Annotated in this window: 17 protein-coding genes; 2 read left to right on the plus strand and 15 right to left on the minus strand. The window is 59.4% G+C overall.

Going from position 1 to position 15,686, the window contains the following annotated elements:
• Positions 1-9 precede the first annotated feature (9 nt).
• The 3 genes from dgt to ED661_RS00760 all read right to left on the minus strand — a co-directional run bounded on the left by dgt (position 10) and on the right by ED661_RS00760 (position 3,166).
• Positions 10-1,356 carry a dGTP triphosphohydrolase gene (gene dgt, locus ED661_RS00750; RefSeq protein WP_122072249.1) on the minus strand — a complete coding sequence of 449 codons (1,347 nt, stop codon included), beginning with the start codon at positions 1,354-1,356 and terminating at the stop codon, positions 10-12.
• A gap of 100 nt (positions 1,357-1,456) precedes the next feature.
• Positions 1,457-2,353: a cation diffusion facilitator family transporter gene (locus ED661_RS00755; RefSeq protein WP_174214152.1), complete on the minus strand. Its 897-nt coding sequence runs from the start codon at positions 2,351-2,353 to the stop codon at positions 1,457-1,459.
• A gap of 45 nt (positions 2,354-2,398) precedes the next feature.
• A complete protein-coding gene (locus tag ED661_RS00760; protein WP_122072052.1) occupies positions 2,399-3,166 on the minus strand; it encodes a sulfite exporter TauE/SafE family protein in 768 nt (255 codons plus the stop codon).
• A 159-nt stretch (positions 3,167-3,325) separates the two neighbouring features.
• On the opposite strand from ED661_RS00760, the gene ED661_RS00765 reads away from it, so the two are divergent.
• Together ED661_RS00765 and ED661_RS00770 are read left to right on the plus strand one after the other, a co-directional pair.
• Complete coding sequence (locus ED661_RS00765; protein WP_122072251.1) at positions 3,326-5,011, plus strand: acyl-CoA dehydrogenase family protein; 1,686 nt, start codon at positions 3,326-3,328, stop codon at positions 5,009-5,011.
• A gap of 191 nt (positions 5,012-5,202) precedes the next feature.
• Entirely contained in the window at positions 5,203-5,919 is a 717-nt protein-coding gene (locus tag ED661_RS00770) for an SGNH/GDSL hydrolase family protein (RefSeq protein ID WP_122072053.1), read from the plus strand.
• Positions 5,920-5,974: 55 nt separating this feature from the next.
• Here the strand turns inward: ED661_RS00770 and recO are convergent, their stop codons facing one another.
• The 12 genes from recO to folK form a co-directional block, all read right to left on the minus strand.
• Complete coding sequence (gene recO / locus ED661_RS00775; RefSeq protein WP_122072054.1) at positions 5,975-6,700, minus strand: DNA repair protein RecO; 726 nt, start codon at positions 6,698-6,700, stop codon at positions 5,975-5,977.
• A gap of 110 nt (positions 6,701-6,810) precedes the next feature.
• On the minus strand, positions 6,811-7,140 hold the full coding sequence (locus ED661_RS00780) for a DUF1491 family protein (RefSeq protein ID WP_122072055.1): 330 nt from the start codon (positions 7,138-7,140) through the stop codon (positions 6,811-6,813).
• Between the two features lie 123 nt (positions 7,141-7,263).
• Positions 7,264-8,169: a GTPase Era gene (gene era / locus ED661_RS00785; protein ID WP_122072056.1), complete on the minus strand. Its 906-nt coding sequence runs from the start codon at positions 8,167-8,169 to the stop codon at positions 7,264-7,266.
• Positions 8,166-8,852 (minus strand): ribonuclease III, encoded by a 687-nt coding sequence (rnc, locus tag ED661_RS00790; RefSeq protein WP_122072057.1) that lies wholly within the window; start codon positions 8,850-8,852, stop codon positions 8,166-8,168. Before rnc ends, era begins: the two co-directional genes overlap by 4 nt.
• Entirely contained in the window at positions 8,849-9,685 is an 837-nt protein-coding gene (lepB, locus tag ED661_RS00795) for a signal peptidase I (protein ID WP_122072058.1), read from the minus strand. Before lepB ends, rnc begins: the two co-directional genes overlap by 4 nt.
• 61 nt (positions 9,686-9,746) lie before the next feature.
• The gene (acpS, locus tag ED661_RS00800; RefSeq protein ID WP_122072059.1) at positions 9,747-10,202 is read right to left on the minus strand and encodes a holo-ACP synthase; all 456 of its coding nucleotides are present in this window, start codon (positions 10,200-10,202) and stop codon (positions 9,747-9,749) included.
• Positions 10,203-10,206: 4 nt separating this feature from the next.
• Positions 10,207-10,833: a LysE family translocator gene (locus ED661_RS00805; protein WP_122072060.1), complete on the minus strand. Its 627-nt coding sequence runs from the start codon at positions 10,831-10,833 to the stop codon at positions 10,207-10,209.
• Entirely contained in the window at positions 10,830-11,576 is a 747-nt protein-coding gene (locus ED661_RS00810; protein ID WP_122072061.1) for a pyridoxine 5'-phosphate synthase, read from the minus strand. Before ED661_RS00810 ends, ED661_RS00805 begins: the two co-directional genes overlap by 4 nt.
• Before the next feature lie 86 nt (positions 11,577-11,662).
• Positions 11,663-12,370, minus strand: coding sequence for a DUF2062 domain-containing protein (locus tag ED661_RS00815; RefSeq protein WP_122072062.1), 708 nt, complete (start codon positions 12,368-12,370; stop codon positions 11,663-11,665).
• Between the two features lie 32 nt (positions 12,371-12,402).
• The gene (locus tag ED661_RS00820) at positions 12,403-14,535 is read right to left on the minus strand and encodes a bifunctional (p)ppGpp synthetase/guanosine-3',5'-bis(diphosphate) 3'-pyrophosphohydrolase (protein WP_122072063.1); all 2,133 of its coding nucleotides are present in this window, start codon (positions 14,533-14,535) and stop codon (positions 12,403-12,405) included.
• 40 nt (positions 14,536-14,575) lie between these two features.
• Positions 14,576-14,929 (minus strand): DNA-directed RNA polymerase subunit omega, encoded by a 354-nt coding sequence (rpoZ, locus tag ED661_RS00825; RefSeq protein ID WP_009810773.1) that lies wholly within the window; start codon positions 14,927-14,929, stop codon positions 14,576-14,578.
• A 94-nt stretch (positions 14,930-15,023) separates the two neighbouring features.
• Positions 15,024-15,593 carry a 2-amino-4-hydroxy-6-hydroxymethyldihydropteridine diphosphokinase gene (folK, locus tag ED661_RS00830; RefSeq protein ID WP_122072252.1) on the minus strand — a complete coding sequence of 190 codons (570 nt, stop codon included), beginning with the start codon at positions 15,591-15,593 and terminating at the stop codon, positions 15,024-15,026.
• Between the last annotated feature and the right edge of the window lie 93 nt (positions 15,594-15,686).

Below are 15,686 nucleotides of genomic sequence, written 5' to 3' on the forward strand. Positions count from 1 at the left end.
GACGGGGCTTCAAATCCGCCCGGCCACCATATCGCGCACCTTCACCGCATAGCGGTCCGTCATTCCTGAGACAAAATCCGCAAGGCTGTGCATGGCGGTATATTCATCACTGACGCCTCGCAGATCCAGATCCACCGCCCTGACCAACTTGGCCCAATAGCCATGTTTATCGAGGAAGTTCTCGACCTGCCAATCACAGTCCCGCAGATCACCGTACAGCCCGTGGAAATGATCCAGCACCGCAAAGATCACCTGACGACCGGCGATCTCCAGCTCTGTCTTGCGCTTTGCTGTAAAGATTCGGGCGTTTGAGATCTCTTTCATCTGGCCAAAGGCCTCAGCCTTGCTGGAGACCTCCATCAGCCCGTCGTTAAAGTCACCGGACATGATGGCCTCATAATGGGCCATAAAGGCCTCTACCGCGGCCTCAATCGCCTGATGGATGGCGCTGGCGCGCCGCATCGCCACGATCTCACGCGGGGTCATCATTGGATCATCCGCCCGGTTGGGCTTGCCCGCAACCCTTTCCAGACAGTCAATCACCTGAGTGGTGCTGAGATCCCCCACCGTGGCGGCATCCTCCAGATCCAGGATCCGGTAGCAAATGTCATCTGCGGCCTCTACCAGGAAGGCCAGCGGGTGACGGCGCCAGTATTTGCCAGGTCCCGCCCCATCAGCCCGCAGCCCGGTGGCCTCAGCCACCTCGGCAAACAGCGCGGCCTCGGCCTCAAAGACACCAAATTTCTTCAGACCCACATAGCCGGGCGCGGCCAGCTGTCGTGCCGCGGCGGTGCAGGGGTATTTCATGAAGGCCGCAAGGGTGGCGTAGGACAGGCGCATACCGCCATCGCGGCGCGCCATTTCCAGGGTTGCCGCGATCCGAAAGCCCTGGGCATTGCCCTCAAAGGCCTCGAACTCGGCCTGTTGCGCCTTGGGAATCGCCCCGGCAACACCAACCTTGGCCTCAAACTGGCGGGCGAACCACTGGCCGATACTGTCCTCGCCGGAATGACCAAAGGGTGGGTTGCCAATGTCATGCACCAGGCAGGCGGCCTGAACCGTGCCGGCGATCACCTCGCGCTGCGCTTCCGAGATATAGCCGCGCTCCAGCATCGCCTGCCCCGCCAGAACCCCAAGCGAGCGCCCGGCGCTGGCGGTCTCCAGCGAGTGGATCATCCGGTGGTGCACATGATCATGCTCATAAAGCGGGTGCACCTGGGTCTTTTGGGCCAGACGGCGAAAAGGTTCGGAAAACAGCACCCGGTCATAATCCTGCAGATAGGCGGGGCGGCCGGGGGCCTCGGCGAAATCCGGACGGCACAGCCGCCCTGCGTTCAACAACCTGTCCCATTCCATCGCCATCGCGCCCGCTCCCGTGACTGCTAAAACCTATGCTGTGCTTAAACGGGAGCGCAGGTCAGAATGCAAACGCTTCGCCAGAGGTTCCGCCAGCCGTTCAGCCCGGCGCAATGCCCGATGGTTCCAGCTTGTGCTCCGGCTCCACATGAATGGTCACCTGCGCCTCTGGGAAGGCCACCTGAATGGCCTCTTCGATGCAATCACAAATGTCATGGGAAGCCTGCACAGTCATGGTGCCCTCCACCACCATGTGAAACTCCACAAACAGGGCAACCCCGGCACGACGGGTTTTCAACCCATGCACCTGCAAAGCGCCCGAGGCCGCGTGGTGCAACAGCTCTTCAATCTGGGCGCGCTCCTCCTCGGGGGCGGCGGAATCCATCAATCCGTTTACTGAGGAGACCACAACTCCATAACCTTCGCGCAGGATGTTCACCGCCACAAACAGCGCCAAAAGCGGGTCTAACACGGCCCAACCGGTCACCAGTGCCAGAATCAGACCCACTAGAACCCCAACGGAAGTCCAGACATCGCTCATCAAATGGCGCCCGCCCGCAATCAGCGCCGGAGAGCTGAGCGCCGTGCCCCGGGTGATCAGGAGCCTCGCCCACAGCAGGTTCAGCACCAGCGCCATCGCATTGACCAATAGCCCTGCCCGGCCCCATTCCACCGTTTCGCTTAGGTTGCCAAGCGCCTGCACCGACTGTTGAACAATCAGCAGGGCCGCGATGATGATCATGATCCCTTCGAGAACCGCCGAGAAATATTCAGCCTTGTAATGGCCGAAGGGGTGGCCAGCATCTGCGGGCTTTTTGGCGTAGTGCACGGCCATCCAGGCCATCACCGCACCACCGACATTGACCAGCGATTCCAGTGCGTCAGACAGCAGAGCCACAGAATCCGTCAGCCACCAGGCCAGCAGTTTCAGCGCCAGCACCAGTAGCGCCACCAGAATCGTCCCAAGCGCCAGCCGTTCTGCGTTCATCCCCTGCATCGCGATCTCAGCATTCCCTGGTTACCCCTGCCTCATAGGGCAGGTTTACAACATTAACCCACGGCGCAATAGATTCAGCCCCGCCAGCAAGAGAACTATTAGCGTGGCTTGTTTAAAAACTCTTTGATCGATGCGATCATGCAGCTTGCCGCCAATCCACATGCCCAGCACTGCGGGGACAATCAGCAGGATCGAAAACGGCAGGGTCTCACCGCGCATCACCCCCGAGCCCACATGGGCAAACAGGAGCGCAAAGGCTCCCATGCCGTAGATCACGCCTTGTATGCGGATTTGCTCGCTCTTTTCAGTCCCAAGCGCCGTCAGATAGGCGACGGTCGGCGGCCCCCAAACACCAGACACGCCCCCGATCAGCCCGGCAAAGGCCCCGACCATCACTTCGACCCGCGGTGTCGGCTTTGTAATGGTCAGTGGTACGCCCATCAGCTGGAGCAGAACAAACAGAGTCACCGGGCCGCCAATGGCCAGAAACATCACCTGCTGCGGTAACACCCGCACCATCTGGGCGCTGAGCAGCAAAAACACCAGCCCGACCAGCAGGAACAGACGGAACCGTTTGAGAGAGGCAAAGGCCGCCCCGCCGCCCTGTCGCAGTGCCTGCATCCAATTGGTCACCAGGGTCGGCAGGATCAACCCCGCCAGCGCCAGTTCCGGCGCGATGAACAGACTCAATCCCGACACCAGAATCATCGGCAGCGCAAAGCCCACCATGCCCTTAACCGTGCCGGCAAGCAGCGCAATGGCAAAGGCGATCGCCAATTCAGGGATGGAGAGAAGTGAGAAAAACTGGTCCATGCTTCTGCCCTATCATCCCGCCAGCACTGAGAGAACCACGGCTCCGTACAAATTTCCGTTGCGCAACTTTTTATCGAAATGCCGCATCGCGGCGTATTTTTGTTGCGCTGCACCTGCAAAGTGATTTACCACCAAGCGACCAAAGAAGGACGTGATTCAATGGCTCATGACGGACAGGACCTGCAAATGAAACCGATTGTGCTCCCCGAACTGCTGACGCTCACTGCTGCGGCGATTGCCCCGCTGGAGGCCACACTGGAGGCCGCCCGCGTCGCTGTGCGTGCCGATGTCACTCAGGACGGCCGCGTGTCCGGCCAGCTGATCGAAGAAAACCAGACCGCCGCTCATGGGCTCTCCTGGCTTGCCACCTATGTTTATTCGCTGCGCCAGATGCAGCAATGGGCCGACAAGCTGCAAAGCGATGGCGCCTTCAATGAGATGGAGCAGCTGATCCACCAGATCGCTTTTGGCGAATATCTGGCGCAGGTTCAGGGCGGCATCCAGATGAACCAGGGCGAGGTTCTGCGCCTGCAGGATATGGGCCTGGGACAGGACGCCCTGAATGCCCTGCGCACCGAGGCCGTTGTGACCCTTACCAAGGGCGGCAATACCCAGGCTGCACGCAGCCGTCTGGCCGAGCTGATGCAGGAACAGGCCGGCGCCACCATGTTTGGCACCTCGGGTCTGGAAGAAGAGCTGGAAATGATCCGCGATCAATTCCGCCGCTACGCTTCGGAAAAGGTTGAGCCCCATGCCCATGACTGGCACCTGAAGGATGAGCTGATCCCGATGGAGGTCATCGAAGAGCTGGCCGAGATGGGTGTCTTTGGCCTCACCATCCCCGAAGAGTTTGGCGGCTTTGGTCTGTCCAAGGCCTCGATGGTTGTGGTTTCGGAAGAGCTGTCGCGCGGCTATATCGGTGTTGGCTCCCTCGCCACCCGTTCGGAAATCGCGGCGGAGCTGATCCTCTGCGGCGGCACCGACGCCCAAAAAGAACAGTGGTTGCCCAAGATCTCCAGCGCCGAAATCCTGCCCACGGCTGTCTTTACCGAGCCCAATACCGGTTCCGACCTTGGCTCGTTGCGCACCCGCGCGGTGAAAACCGACGGCGGCGATTATGAGGTCACAGGCAACAAGACCTGGATCACCCATGCCGCCCGCACCCATGTCATGACCCTGCTGGCGCGCACCGATCCCGAAACCACCGATCACCGCGGGTTGTCGATGTTCCTGGCGGAAAAGACCCCCGGCACGGATGCCGAGCCCTTCCCCACCCCCGGCATGACCGGTGGCGAGATCGAGGTTCTGGGCTATCGCGGCATGAAGGAATATGAGCTCGGCTTTGACGGCTTCAAGGTCAAGCAGGAAAACCTGCTTGGTGGCGAAGAGGGCAAGGGTTTCAAACAGCTGATGGAGACCTTCGAAAGCGCCCGTATCCAGACTGCCGCCCGCGCCATCGGTGTGGCGCAATCGGCGCTGGATATCGCCATGCAATATGCCCAGGACCGCAAGCAGTTTGGCAAAAGCCTGATCAACTTCCCCCGTGTCTCCGGCAAGCTGGCGATGATGGCGGTGGAGATCATGGTGGCGCGTCAGCTAACGTATTTTTCGGCCTGGGAAAAGGACCACGGCCATCGCTGTGATCTGGAAGCCGGCATGGCAAAACTGCTGGGCGCACGGGTTGCCTGGGCGGCAGCCGACAACGGGCTGCAGATCCATGGCGGCAATGGCTTTGCGCTGGAATACAAGATCTCCCGCGTGCTCTGCGACGCCCGCATCCTCAATATCTTTGAGGGTGCTGCAGAAATTCAGGCCCAGGTCATCGCACGTCGCCTGCTGGCCTGATCTCCTCACCTCAATATCTGTGCAAATGCCCGGCCACTGGTCGGGCATTTCTGTTTCGGACGTCTGGTCTTGGTGCCCCAAAAATGCCGCGGCTTTGCCTTACCGCCTGCGGCGGTGTTATTTATTGGTTAACAACACCCGGTGCGATTGCATTTAACTTTTCCTTTCAAACCCAAGTTAGCCTCAAGCTCATGCCTCACTTTCTGTCCCGAATATTCTGTGTTTTCTGCGCGCTGCTTGCCCTGTCCGGCTGCGGCGAACGCGCCTCCAAGAGCCCAGCTGGCGGCGGTATCCTGGTCATGGGTGATTCCCTGATGGCCTGGAACGGCACCTCGCAGCGGGCCGTCTCAGACGTGATGGAGAAACATCTTCAGGTTGAGGTCACAGACAGATCCGTCTCTGCGGCCCGGATGATCTATCGCCTGCCAGTGAGCGGCGCCGCGGGGCTGAGTATTCCCAAACAATTGCCCAAGGGACATGACTGGGACTGGGTGGTGCTGAATGGGGGCGGCAATGATCTGTGGCTGGGCTGCGGCTGCAGCGCATGTCGACGCAAGATGGATCGGTTGAGTTCCAGAGATGGCAGCACCGGCGCCATTCCCGATCTGGTGCAGCAGCTGCGCAGCCGCGGTGCCAAGGTGATCTTCACCGGATATCTGCGCAGCCCCGGACGTGGCTCACCGATTGAATACTGCAAGGATGAGGGCGAAGAACTGGACCGTCGGGCCACCCAGATGGCAGCGCGCGACGAAGGCGTCTATTTCCTGTCGCTTGCGGATCTGGTGCCGCACGGTGATCGCAGCTTTCACGCCTTTGACATGATCCATCCTTCAATCAAGGGCAGCGCTGCCATCGGCGCCCGGATTGCAGAGCTGATCAAAACCGAGACCGGCCCGGACAGCCCCTGAATATCCTCTGGTAACGGTGCCATAGGCGTAGATTGGGTACCCGGATCACCCGGCCTTACAAGCGGCGGCTGAAGGCATCCATAAACCGCGCCCGGGCCTCGGGCAGCGGGTGGTTGCCCAGACTGGGGGCCAGCCGCTCCGATAAAAAGAACCCGGTGGTCCGCAGCCCCTCCGCCACCTCATGGTCCGGCGCATCCCCTATTCCGCGCAGAACCGGGGGCAGGGGCAACAGGCGGTTGACCCATTGACCGGCCTCCTGTGTAGATACCGCCCGCCCCGTCTTTGGAGAGATATAGGCCAGGTCTTCGTTGCGTCCCGAAACCGCACAGGCGCTCAGATCCAGGCCAAAGCCCATTTCCTTGAGCAGGGCCATTTCCCAGCGCAGATAGGCCAGAGGCCAGATCTCTTCCTGTTCCAGCAGGTCCAGCAACTGCTCTGACTGTTTGTAAAGGTCGGGATAGGGCGCACGTTCTGGCAGGCAAAACCCTAACAATGCGGTGACCGCATTGAGCCCTGCCAGGGCAAGACGCCCGGAGAGGGCCGCCGCGGCGCGGCTGCGCAGAGGTTCGGCCTGATAACTGCCTAAGTGATCCTCCAGCCGGGCCCGCCACAACAGATCCAGCTGCGCGCCAGGTTGCAGCACAGGCGCCTTTTTGCGGCTGGCACCGCCATGTACAATGCCAGCGTGACGGCCATGGGTTTCGGTAAAGACATCTATGATCGCGGCACTTTCGCCGTGGCGTCGCCTGGTCAGCAGGATGCCATGATCACGCCATTCCACTGTTGCTCTCCTTTGATGACGCCATTCTGCCTGCGCCATCAGACCCCAACCAAAGGCGGACAACAAGCCCTGTCAGCACTGCTCGCTAAGTGATGGATTGGCCTGAGGAGCTATTCCAGTCCCGGCTCCTCCAGCAGGTGACGACCAGCGCGATCCTCTACCTCGATCACCCAGAGATCCGGGTCAAATTCCTGCTGGCGCCGGATTGCAGCGTCAACATCTGTCTCAAACCCGCTGGCATGTTCGATCCATTTGCGCGCGCCGCTCATCAGATCATAGGAGCGGTGAAAGCTCTGCGCCTGACCGTCCAGAGTGTTGAGTTTGACCAGTACAGCCCCGGCCGTGTCATCCCCATGGGCGGTGACAAAGGCGGGGATGTCCTGAAACCGCAGGCGGGCGAGATAGGCATCAACCCAGAAACGGGCGGTCAAACGGGGCATGTCGGGCCTCTGTCAGGGGCAGGATCCGCCAAGGGCGGCATCTGTGGCTGGTACCGGAGCCTCCGGCGGGGATATTTCTGGCCAAATGAAGACCGGGTGGCGGCGGGGCCACCCGGATCGCGATCAGTTTCCGTCTTTGAAATCGAGGCCCATTTCAGAATAGCGTTCTGCCTCTTCCAGCCAGTTGGGACGCACCTTGACCTGCAAAAAGAGATGCACCTTGCGGCCGAGGAACTCGGTCAGCTCTTCGCGGGAAGACTGCGAAACGGATTTGATGGTCTCGCCGCGTTTGCCCAGCACGATGCCCTTGTGGCCATCGCGCACCACATAGATCACCTGATCGATCTTGGCGGACCCATCTTTGCGCTCTTCCCAGTTTTCGGTCTCGACCGTCATCTGGTAGGGTAGTTCCTGATGCAGCCGCAGGGTCAGTTTTTCCCGGGTGATTTCTGCCGCGATCATCCGCATTGGCAGGTCAGCGATCTGGTCTTCGGGGTAGAGCCAGGGGCCTTCGGGCAGTTCCTTGGCCAGCCAGCCGCGCAGATCGTCTACGCCATGGCCGCGCTCCGCAGAGATCAGGAAGGTTTCGGCAAAGTCAAAACGCTCGTTCAGGTCTTTGGTAAGGCCAAGAAGCACCTCGGATTGCACCCGGTCGATCTTGTTGATCACCAGGCCAACAGTGCGCCCCTGGGCCACATCTGCAAGACCTTCGAGGATGCGTTCCACCCCTTCGGTGATGCCGCGATGGGCCTCGACCAGCAGAAGGACAATTTCCGCATCGGCAGCACCGCCCCAGGCGGCGGCGACCATGGCGCGATCCAGGCGTCGACGCGGCTGGAACAGGCCCGGCGTGTCGACAAAAACGATCTGACTTTCGCCCTCCATCGCAACACCGCGCACCCGGGCGCGGGTGGTCTGCACCTTATGGGTGACGATCGAGACCTTGGCCCCGACCATGCGGTTCAGCAGGGTGGATTTGCCCGCGTTGGGCTCTCCGATCAGGGCGACGAAACCGGCGCGTGTTGTCATGTTACTTGCTCCAAACGTGCCAAGAGCGCCTTGGCTGCGGCCTGTTCGGCGAGACGTTTTGAGCCCGCTGATGCGCGCTCTTCGGTGCCGTCTTCCAGCCGAACGGCAATGGTAAAGATAGGTTGGTGGTCCGGGCCTTCGCGGGCGACCTGTACATAGTCGGGCGGGTTTTGGCGACGGGCCTGGACATATTCCTGCAGGGCAGTTTTGGGGTCGCGTGCATCGGCCTCGACCTGATGAATGCGTTGTCCCCAGAGCCGCAGGATCATCGCCTGGGCCACCTCAAAACCGGCGTCTTTGTAGACGGCGGCAATCACCGCCTCCATGCCGTCCCCCAGCAGCGCCAATTTGCGCCGCCCCCCCGACATCATCTCGGAGCGGCCAAGTTTCAGCACCTCGCCCAGTTCAATTTCGCGGGCGACATCGGCGCAGGCCTCTTTGCGCACCAATGCGTTGAACCGTGGTGCGAGCTGGCCTTCGCTGGCCTCTTTGTCGTGGTCGAGCAGGGCTGTTGCCATCACCAAACCTAGCACGCGGTCCCCCAGAAACTCCAATCGCTGGTTATCCTTGCGATTTGGAGAAGAGACCGAGGGGTGGGTCAAGGCGCGCACCAGTAGCTCGGGCCGGGCAAACTGATGCCCGATCCGCTGCTCAAAGACGCGCATTTCTTTGGATAGTTTCACTCGATCCCCTTGAAGTAACGATCAGAACGCCAGGTCCAGAAGAACAGCATGGAGCGCCCCGCAGAAGAGAACATAATGCGGTCGGCACGGCCAATAAGGTTTTCCAGCGGGACAAAACCAACGCCGCCAGCGGTCTGTACCAGACGGCTGTCACTGGAATTATCACGGTTATCGCCCATAAAGAAGAAATGCCCCTCTGGCACCTGATAGACGCCAGTGTGATCTGCTGACTGGTCGGCGATATTCAGTATCACATGAGAGCTACCACCTGGCAGCGTCTCGATCTGGCGCGACTTCAGGCAGGTCGCGCCCTTGCCGACAGGAGCATTTTCACAGCGTGGATAGGATCCCTGTGGGCCCTGAGCCGCCATCACTTCTTCGAAATTTCCGGCATTTTCCAAGGCCACCGCCGCACCATTGATATGCAGCACACCATTCTTCATCTGGATCTTGTCGCCAGGCAGGCCGATCAGGCGCTTGATGAAATCGGTTCCCGTCACCGGATGGCGGAACACAACCACATCGCCGCGCTCTGGATCGGAGCCCAGGAAGCGAGAATTATCGCTGTCGAGAAACCCGCAGATATCCTCGGCGTCGATGTTCAGCCCAATTGCGCCAATGCGGACACTTGGGCAAGAGGCATAGGAATAGCCATAGGCCATCTTGTTGACGAAGAGGAAATCGCCAATGAGCAGCGTCTCCTTCATCGAGCCCGAAGGGATCCAGAAGGGTTGGAAAAACAGGGTCCGGAAGACTCCTGCGATCAAAAGGGCATAAACAATGGTCTTTACCGTTTCGAGGATCGATTGGCCGGCCGTGGGTTTTGCCGTCATCAGGCTCTCCGGGGTATAAATTAAAGGGTCCGGCGCTACATGAGGGCGTGAGAGGCCTGAGTCAAGCTTCACCAGTGGTTTCAGCCGCCTGATCCGTCGAATGCGCCTCTGACTGAGCCGAAATTGGCCGGGCCTCAATGACCACAAAGGCCTGCGCCCAGGGGTGATCATCGGTCAGGGTCACGTGAATAACCGCACTGTGCCCCGCAGGTGTCATCTTGGCCAGGCGCTCTGCGGCCCAGCCGGTGACATGCATCACCGGTTGCCCGGTGCGCAGATTGCTCACGGCCATGTCTTTCCAGGCAATCCCCATGCGAAGCCCGGTGCCCAGGGCCTTGGAGCAGGCTTCTTTGGCAGCCCAGCGTTTGGCATAGGTGCCCGCCACATCCAGGCGGCGTTCCGCTTTGCGCTGTTCGGTATCGGTAAAGACGCGATTGCGAAAACGGTCGCCAAAGCGATCCAAGGTTCCCTGGATGCGTTCGATATTGGCAAGATCGGTGCCGATGCCGAGGATCATGGTTTCACCCCTCCAGACGTGCGGTCAGGATTTTGAGACTGGCAAAGCCAAAAAAGCCCGCAAAGGCAAACTCGAACCAGCGCTTCATCCGCATATAGGAGGCCACCACCCCAGGGGTGGAGAACAAAAAGGCATAGCCGAAAAAGACCAGTATGGATCCAGAATAGAGGAAGGCAAACAAACCAAAGACCTCAACCGGGGTCGACCCCGCTGGCAGCACCAACGAGTAGATCGAAGCCCAGGACAGGATTGCCTTGGGGTTGGTCAGGTGAATCAACGCACCCTTACCAAAAAGCTGCCAACCCGTTCCCCCATAGGCCCGCTGCGACAGCGGGGCGTGAGGCGCCAAGGCAGATCGCAGGGACTTCTCTGCGAGAAAAAGCAGATAGCCGGCGCCGCAATACCGCAGCAATTCAAAGACCCAGGCATTTGCCAGCATCAAAGCGCTGAGCCCGGCTGCAGCTGCGAGCCCCCAGCAGGCCGACCCAAATAGAATACCTAAGGAGAACACCAGCCCGGCGCGGCGCCCCGTGTTCATCGACGTGCCCGCAATAGAGAGCGTCGCAGGGCCTGGACTACCCCCGGCCAGCACCCAGGCCAGCCAGAGCGCGGCCCATTCAGGGCCTATCACGCCCGCGCCTCTTCCATCTTGCGACGCATCTCGGCCAGGGCGGCAGGCAGGCCAACAAACATCGCCTCCCCCATCAGGAAATGGCCGATGTTCAGCTCTTTGACCTCTGGCAGGGCCGCAACCGGGCCAACGCTTTCATAGGTCAGACCATGGCCCACATGCACCTCCAGCCCCAACCCGTGGGCAAAGGTTGCCATTTCGGTGATCTTTGCCAGCTCCGCGTCGCGTTCCTCCCAGCGACCCTCAGCCCAGGCGTCAGCATAGGCCCCAGCGTGCAGTTCGATCACCGGAGCGCCAATGCGGTAGCTGGCCTCAACCTGTGATTTCTCGGCGCCGATGAACATCGATACCCGGCTGCCAGCCGCCCGCAGGGGAGCAATGTAATCGGCAAGCGCATTGTCATTGCCCGCAACATCCAGCCCCCCCTCGGTGGTACGTTCTTCGCGCTTTTCCGGCACCAGGCAGACTGCATGGGGCTTATGACGCAGAGCAATCGCCTGCATCTCCTCGGTGGCGGCCATCTCGAAATTCAGCGGGATACGCAGGGCCGCCATCAAGCCATCGATATCCGCGTCAATGATGTGGCGGCGATCTTCGCGCAAATGCGCAGTGATGCCATCGGCCCCTGCATTCTGTGCCAACACGGCGGCCCGAACCGGGTCGGGGTTATCGCCGCCACGGGCATTGCGCACCGTAGCCACGTGGTCGATGTTCACACCCAAGCGCAATGCGTTCTGAGCCATGTCATTTGTCCTGAAATCAGTATCTGTTGCGCTGAGATTAGACGGCCTAGTGCCGAGGGCAACCCCCCGCGCCCCAAGCCCAGGCTCTATTTTGCCTTGCGCACCCGTGGCAGAGCCAGCTTTGGCTTTGGCTTGGCGGGTTCCGCCACAGGGGTGATACCAGCGGCTTCCATTTCTGCGCGTTTTTTGATGGCCTCGAATTTGGCCTTGATCCGGGAGCGGCGGTGTTGCTGATAGGCACGGATAACCGGCAGGCTGATCATGTAGCAGATGGTCGCGGTGATGACGCCAGGAAAGGCGCCGCCCACCAGATAGGGAAAGAACACCTCGTCATAGAACAGGTGCAACCCGTCCCAATCGGCCGGCCGGTCGTGGAACAGAGCAAAGAGATTGTCTTTCAGATCCTTGCCCGCATCAAAGAATTTGCCGACCAGGGATTTATCGACCTCTTCATACTCAGTGCCCAGCATCCAGTGGCCGGTCTGCAAGGCCGCCACGCCAATGGGCACATAGGTCAATGGGTTGCCAAAGAAGGTGCCGCTGAGCGCCGCCAGAATATTGCCGTTCATCAAGCGCGCAATCAGCGCCGCAACGATGAAATGCATGGCATAAAACGGCGTGAAGGTGGTGAAGACTCCGGCCCAGACTCCACGGGCAATGCGTTCTGGCGAATCGGGCAGACGGCGCACCCGGTGTTTTACGTATAAAAACGCCCGCTTCCAGCCCCCACGGGGCCAGATGAAATCCGCCACCGCTCGAAGAAGCGGGCGTCTATCACGGCGCCTGAATACCAAAGCCCTGCGTCCTTCCTAGTTCCAACCGAGCCTCATCCCGAATTTAATCGAGTTTCCGGCGTCTCCCGGAAACGCGCCACTTCCGCGACATCGCTCTCGGCTTCCAGTGTCAACATCAGGGAATGCAGCTGCTCCACATCCCTGAGTTCAACATTTATCATCAGCCGGTAAAAGTCTGGTTTCCGATCAGAAAATTCGAGATCGGAAATATTGGCCTTTTTCTCGCCAATCAATGTGCAAATTCGTCCCAGCACGCCCGCATCATTGCCAATGGTCAGCCCCAGGGTGACGCCATAGGCCGCCGGATGGGTGCCGCTGTGCCAATGTACATCGACCCAGCGCTCCGGCTGGTCTTCAAACTCGCCCAACCGATCACAATCCGCAGTGTGCACCACAACGCCGCGCCCCCGGTAGGTGATACCGATAATCCGCTCCCCGGGAAGCGGCTGACAGCAGGGCGCACGCTCAAAACTCTGCCCTGGTTCCAGGCCAATCACCGCGCGACGGGGGGAAATCACATCGCCGTCCTGCGAGGTGAGTTCAGGATAGACCGCCTGCACCACGTCATGGGCGGTGATCTCCGCCGCGCCAAGCCGCGCCAGCAACTCATCAACCGAGCTGATCCTGAGCGCTCTTGTTGCGGTTTCCAGTGTTTTATCGGTAGATTTGCGATCGACATGTTCGAAGGCAGAGCGCGCAAGTTCGCGTCCCAGTTTCACAAATCGCGCCCGGTCCGCCTCGCGCAGAGCGCGACGAATAGCGGTACGAGCCTTGCCGGTTGTTGCGATCTCTAGCCAGCTCACCTGTGGAGACTGCCCCTCGGCGGTGATCACCTCAACTGATTGACCGTTGCGAATACGGGTCCAGAGCGGCACCCGAATGCCGTCGATCTTGGCGCCAACGCAGGCGTGACCAATCCGAGTATGGATGGCATAGGCAAAATCGATCGGGGTTGCGCCCTTGGGCAGCTTGGTCACATCGCCTTTGGGGGTGAAGCAGAACACCTGATCGGAATACATCTCCAGCTTCACGGCTTCGAGGAATTCGTCGTGATCCTCTTCGGCATCAAACTGTTCGGTGAGCGAGGCAATCCATTTCGCCGGATCCACCGCAAAGGGGTTTTGCGAGCGCACGCCATCACGGTAGGACCAATGGGCCGCAACCCCGGTTTCAGCCACATCATGCATCTGCCGGGTGCGGATCTGCACCTCGACCCGCTTGCCATCGCGCCCCGACACAGTGGTGTGGATCGAGCGATAGCCATTGGATTTTGGCTGGCTGATGTAATCCTTGAACCGCCCTGGCACCGCGCGCCAACGTTGATGGATCGCGCCCAACGCCCGGTAGCTGTCTTCTTCGCTCTGGGTAATCACCCGGAAACCATAGATATCTGACAGACGTGAAAAGCCCTGATCCTTGGCCTGCATCTTGCGCCAGATCGAATAGGGTTTCTTGGCACGGCCAAAGACCTCGGCCTCGATGCCCGCCTTTTCCAGCTCAAACCGCATATCGCCAGTGATCCGGTGAATCACATCGCCGGTTTCGCGCTGAAGAGTGACAAAGCGGCGGATGATCGACTGGCGCCCCTCGGCGTTCAGCACCTTGAAGGCCAGGTCTTCCAGCTCTTCGCGCATCCATTGCATGCCCATGCGGCCAGCCAGCGGCGCATAAATGTCCATGGTTTCGCGGGCTTTTTGCGCCTGCTTTTCCGGGCGCATCGCCTTGATGGTGCGCATATTGTGCAGCCGGTCGGCGAGCTTGACCAGGATGACCCGCAGATCCTTGGACATAGCCATGAACAGCTTGCGAAAGTTCTCGGCCTGTTTGGTCTCACGGCTGGAAAGCTGCAGATTGGTCAGCTTGGTGACGCCGTCCACCAGTTCTGCCACCTCTGCGCCAAATCGACTGGCGACCTCTTCATAAGAGGCCTTGGTATCTTCGATGGTGTCGTGCAGCAGCGCGGTGATAATGGTGGCGTCGTCCAGGCGCTGTTCAGTCAACAGGGCGGCAACGGCCACGGGATGCGTGAAATAGGGCTCCCCCGAGTGACGGAATTGGCCCTCATGCATCTCTTCGCCATAGGCAAAAGCCTCAGCGAGCTTATCGGCATTGGTTTTGGGATTGTAGTTGCGGACCAGAGCAATCAGGTCTTCTGGTGAAATCATATCCGGTCCGCAGCCTTAAATTAGGGAGTTCTGGCTGGTATTAGCCCTGCCCCTGCGCCTCCATGAGTGCGCGCAGTAGTTTTTCTTCTGACATATCGTCGTCAGCGGGTTTGTCGTTTTCGGCACCCATCAGCAGAGCCATCGAATCTTCTTCGGGCTCATCAACTTCGATCTGGTTCTGATTGTTTTCGATCAGACGCTCGCGCAGATCATCAGCGCGTTGGGTCTCATCCGCGATCTCGCGCAGTGATACAACGGGGTTTTTGTCGTTGTCACGCTCAACCGTGAGCTCAGCTCCGGCGGCGATTTCGCGGGCACGATGGGCCGCCAACATCACCAACTCAAAGCGGTTGGGTACTTTGTCTACGCAGTCTTCAACCGTTACGCGGGCCATAGGCGACTCTCCAAAATCAATGTGGGTCCGGAAGAGCGACTTTTACGCCCAAATCTTTTTGTTGACAAGCGCAGAAAGTGGCTCAATCCGGGGATTAAAGCGGCTGAACCGCTTCCAGGTCGGATTTTGGTAGCTCAGCACAGAGTTCCGCAGCCGTTTTTCCCAAAATGGGGTGACGCCACTCTGGGCAAATGTCGCACATCGGCACCAGAACAAAGGCCCGATCCTGCATCCGGGGATGCGGGAGAATCAGCTGGTCCGGCGTTTCTTTCACCTGTTGCTCAAGCGGTAAATCGCGCCAGCGCTGATGAGTGGCAAGGTCGGGGAACACTTTCTCGCTCAGAGAAATCAGATCCAGATCCAAAGTTCGTGTGCCCCAGCGCTGCTTTCTCAAACGGGAGAACTTTTGTTCAACACCGTGTAAACACTGTAATAAGGCCTCAGGAGAAAGCCTGGTTTCAACCGTCAAAGCCGCATTCACAAAGTCCGGTCCAGCCCCAGCTGGAAAACAGGGGGTTTGAAAAAGTCGCGAAACTTGGCATTGTTCCCCCATAAGGAGAGAAATTTCCTGAATTGCAGCCAGTAGTATTTGTCGTGGCGACATTTCGCCCAAGGGTAAGTTACCACCCAAAGAAATGATCGCTTTTGATCGTAGAATGGTCACTTTTGACCTCATTTAGGAAAAACCGTACACTTGAAGCAGGTGCCAAAGTACTTACAATATGTCCACCCGTTTCGCCGCTTCAATTTCACTCAC

The organism is Pseudophaeobacter sp. EL27, assembly GCF_900313025.1.
Taxonomy (GTDB): Bacteria; Pseudomonadota; Alphaproteobacteria; order Rhodobacterales; family Rhodobacteraceae; genus Pseudophaeobacter.